The sequence below is a fragment of the Aeromicrobium sp. PFPM2_SD2 genome (assembly GCF_057364525.1).
In genome coordinates, this window is record NZ_JBNFNZ010000314.1 from 1 (window position 1) to 2,938 (window position 2,938).

At 73.3% G+C, this 2,938-nt stretch carries 3 protein-coding genes; 1 reads left to right on the forward strand and 2 read right to left on the reverse strand.

All coding sequences use genetic code 11. The features are described 5' to 3' along the window. Positions 1–312 precede the first annotated feature (312 nt). Complete coding sequence (locus tag AC2W7G_RS12735; RefSeq protein ID WP_485868766.1) at positions 313–1,842, reverse strand: MFS transporter; 1,530 nt, start codon at positions 1,840–1,842, stop codon at positions 313–315. Positions 1,843–1,947: 105 nt separating this feature from the next. Here AC2W7G_RS12735 and AC2W7G_RS12740 point away from each other — a divergent pair, with 105 nt between their 5' ends. Beyond that, complete coding sequence (locus AC2W7G_RS12740; protein WP_485868767.1) at positions 1,948–2,475, forward strand: TetR/AcrR family transcriptional regulator; 528 nt, start codon at positions 1,948–1,950, stop codon at positions 2,473–2,475. Here the strand turns inward: AC2W7G_RS12740 and AC2W7G_RS12745 are convergent. Continuing rightward, positions 2,372–2,908 carry a DUF1949 domain-containing protein gene (locus tag AC2W7G_RS12745; RefSeq protein ID WP_485868768.1) on the reverse strand — a complete coding sequence of 179 codons (537 nt, stop codon included), beginning with the start codon at positions 2,906–2,908 and terminating at the stop codon, positions 2,372–2,374. The two genes, AC2W7G_RS12740 and AC2W7G_RS12745, sit on opposite strands and share 104 nt — an antisense overlap. Between the last annotated feature and the right edge of the window lie 30 nt (positions 2,909–2,938).

The window sequence follows — 2,938 nt, forward strand, 5'->3', positions numbered from 1 at the left end:
GCGGACGCCTCGACCGGCAGGTTCACCGCGGCGCGGGCCGCGATCGTGGCGGGACCGTCGTACCGCGCCTCGCCGTCCCACCCGGGCAGGATCAACGCCGCCTTGCGGACGGTCAGCGGCCGCGAGCCGTCGTTGTCGACCCGCACGAGCACCCGCCGAGTGGGCCAGGTCGCTGCGGGCCTGGTCGACCGTCACCGTCACGCCGTCGGGCAGCCCGGCGCCGCTCGTCGTCCCCGGCGCACCCGGTCGCGGCGAGCACCAGGAGCAGGACGAGCAGTCGGCGCACGGGCCGAGCCTAGGCCCGCGGCGTGGTCAGTCCCGTGGCGCGTCGCGCAGCATCCGCAACGACATCCACGCCGCGGTCAGCGCGACCACGATGGCCGCCGCCGAGGTCAGCTGGACGCCGTGGTCGAACGCGGCGATCGCCGACGCGCGCAGCGTCTCGCCGATCTCGTTCGGGAACAGCGACGCCCGCTCCAGCGTGCCGCCGAGGGTCTCGAACGTGTGGCCCGTGGCGTCGCTCGCCGACGACGGCACCTGCAGCTCGCGCCGGAACGTCTGGGTCAGGATGCTGCCCAGCACCGCGGTGCCCAGCACCGCGCCGATCTCGTACGCGGTCTCCGACAGCGCCGAGGCCGCGCCGGCCTTGTGCGCCGGGACGCCGGCGAGCATGAGGTCGTTGGTCAGCGTCTCGGCCAGGCCGATGCCGATGCCCAGCACCGCGAAGGCGAGCATGATCGAGCCGGTCGTCGGGTCGCCGAACGCGGCGATCGCGTAGCCCGTCGCCGACAGCACGAAGCTGCCCGCGACGACGCGGTGCACCGGCACGTGGCGCACCAGGCGCACCGCGAGGAACCCCGCGAGCACCGTGACGACCAGGCCCGGCAGCAGCGCGACGGCCGACGCCAGCGGCGACAGGCCCATCACCAGCTGCAGGAACTGCGCGGCGAAGAACATGAAGCCGGCGAAGCCCATGAGGCTGAGCAGGTTGGCCGTGATCGCGCCGGTGAAGACCCGGTTCGAGAACAGCGTCAGGTCGATCATCGGGTGCACGAGGCGGCGCTGGCGGCGCAGGAACGCGACCGTGCTGGCCACGCCGACCACGACGGCGAGCACCACGACGTCGGTGACGCCGTGCTCGGCGGCCTTCTTGATGGCGAAGGTCAACGGCAGCATCGCGGTGAGCGACAGGACGATGCTGGGCACGTCGATCGGTCCCGGGCTCGGGTCGCGCGACTCCGGCAGCAGGACGAACGCCAGCACCAGGAAGGCGACGATGATCGGGGCGTTGATCAGGAAGACCGAGCCCCACCAGTAGTGCTGCAGCAGCCAGCCGCCCAGCACCGGGCCGAGCGCGGCGCCGCCGGAGAACATGGCGGCCCAGGTCGCGATGGCGATCCGGCGCTGGCCGGCGTCCTCGAAGATGTTGCGGATGAGCGACAGCGTCGAGGGCATGAGCGCGGCGCCGAAGAAGCCGAGCATGGCGCGGGCGACCAGCAGCATCTCCGGCGTCGTGCTGAACGCCGCGACGAGCGAGGCGACGCCGAAGCCGGACGCGCCCAGGACGAGCAGGCGGCGCCGGCCGACGCGGTCGCCCAGGCTGCCGGCGGCGATGAGGAAGCCCGCGAGCATGAGCGGGTACAGGTCGACGATCCAGAGCAGCTGGGTGCCGGTCGGGCGCAGGTCGGTGGTGACCTGCGGCAGCGCGAAGCTCAGCACGGTGTTGTCGATCGAGGTCAGCAGCACGGGGAGCATGAGGACCGCCAGGGCGGCCCAGTCACGCGGACGCGCGAGGCGCGCCGGCTGGATCGGTTCGGTCGACGGGACGTGGACGTGGCTCATGAGGGGGTCCTCCTCTCGGGGGGTGGCAACCGCTCTACTGTACCGTCCGGACGGTAAAGTAGCCAAGCCGTCGGAGTGTGACGTGCGCGGCGCTAGAGTCGCCCCATGGCGAAGGAGGGCGGCACCCGCGACCGGCTGCTCGACGCGTTCGAGAAGCTGCTCGTCGTGGGCGGCACCCGGGCGGCGACGCTCGAGGCGGTGGCCGCCGACGCGCAGGTCTCCAAGGGCGGTCTGCTCTACCACTTCCACAGCAAGGACGACCTGCTCCTGGGCATGCTCGAGCGCCTGCGCGAGCAGGGCGAGGCGGACGTCCAGCGCATGCGCACCGCGCCGCAGGGCCCGGTGGACTACTACCTGACGACGTCGGTCGACAACGGTTCGGACTACGACCGCGCGCTCATCGCCACCGCCCGCGTGGCCCAGGAGAACGACGCCCGCGCCCGCCAGACGCTGGCCGAGGTGCGCGAGTCGTGGTTCGAGGTGCTGCGCGAGCACCTCGGCGACGAGTCGCTGGCCCGCACCATCCAGCTCATCGGCGACGGCCTCTACTTCGACGACACCACCGGCCTGTCGGAGAAGTCCGCGGTCGACCACGTCCGCGACGTGCTGGGCCGCCTCGACGGCGCCATCTGACCCTCACCCCCGCCTGGCTCCGCCGCGATGTGTGAAGGAAGGCACCTCCCGCGCGCCCGCGGAGGTCGATTCCTCCCCACTTCTCGGCAGCGCGGGGCTCGGGTGAGGGGCTAGGCCGGGGCGTCGACCCAGGACTCGCCCGCGTCGTCCAGCCGCGCGCGCCCGCGGTGACGGACGCCAGCCGCTGGGCCAGCTCCGCACGGGCGTCGGGCGGCACCGCCACGGTGAGCGTCGCCCGCGACCCGTAGGCCACGCCCGTCACCTGCCAGGTCGACCGCAGCAGGTTCTCGACCTTGCCCGCGTCGGCCACCGCGACCTCGACGTCCACGAGCAGCCGCCGGTGCCGCTCGAGCGTCCCGGCCTCGTCCAGGGCCAGCCCCACGGCCTCCCCGTCAGGCCCGCACCAGCCCGCCGGCGCCGAGCAGCGTCCCACCGAACCAGCGGGGTGACCACGGCGGCGACG

What these genes read in the sequence shown, in the direction of transcription:
- AC2W7G_RS12740 (WP_485868767.1), top strand. Translation starts at nt 1,948, where the DNA reads ATGGCGAAGGAGGGCGGCACCCGCGACCGGCTGCTCGACGCGTTCGAG.
- AC2W7G_RS12735 (WP_485868766.1), bottom strand. Translation starts at nt 1,842, where the DNA reads ATGAGCCACGTCCACGTCCCGTCGACCGAACCGATCCAGCCGGCGCGC.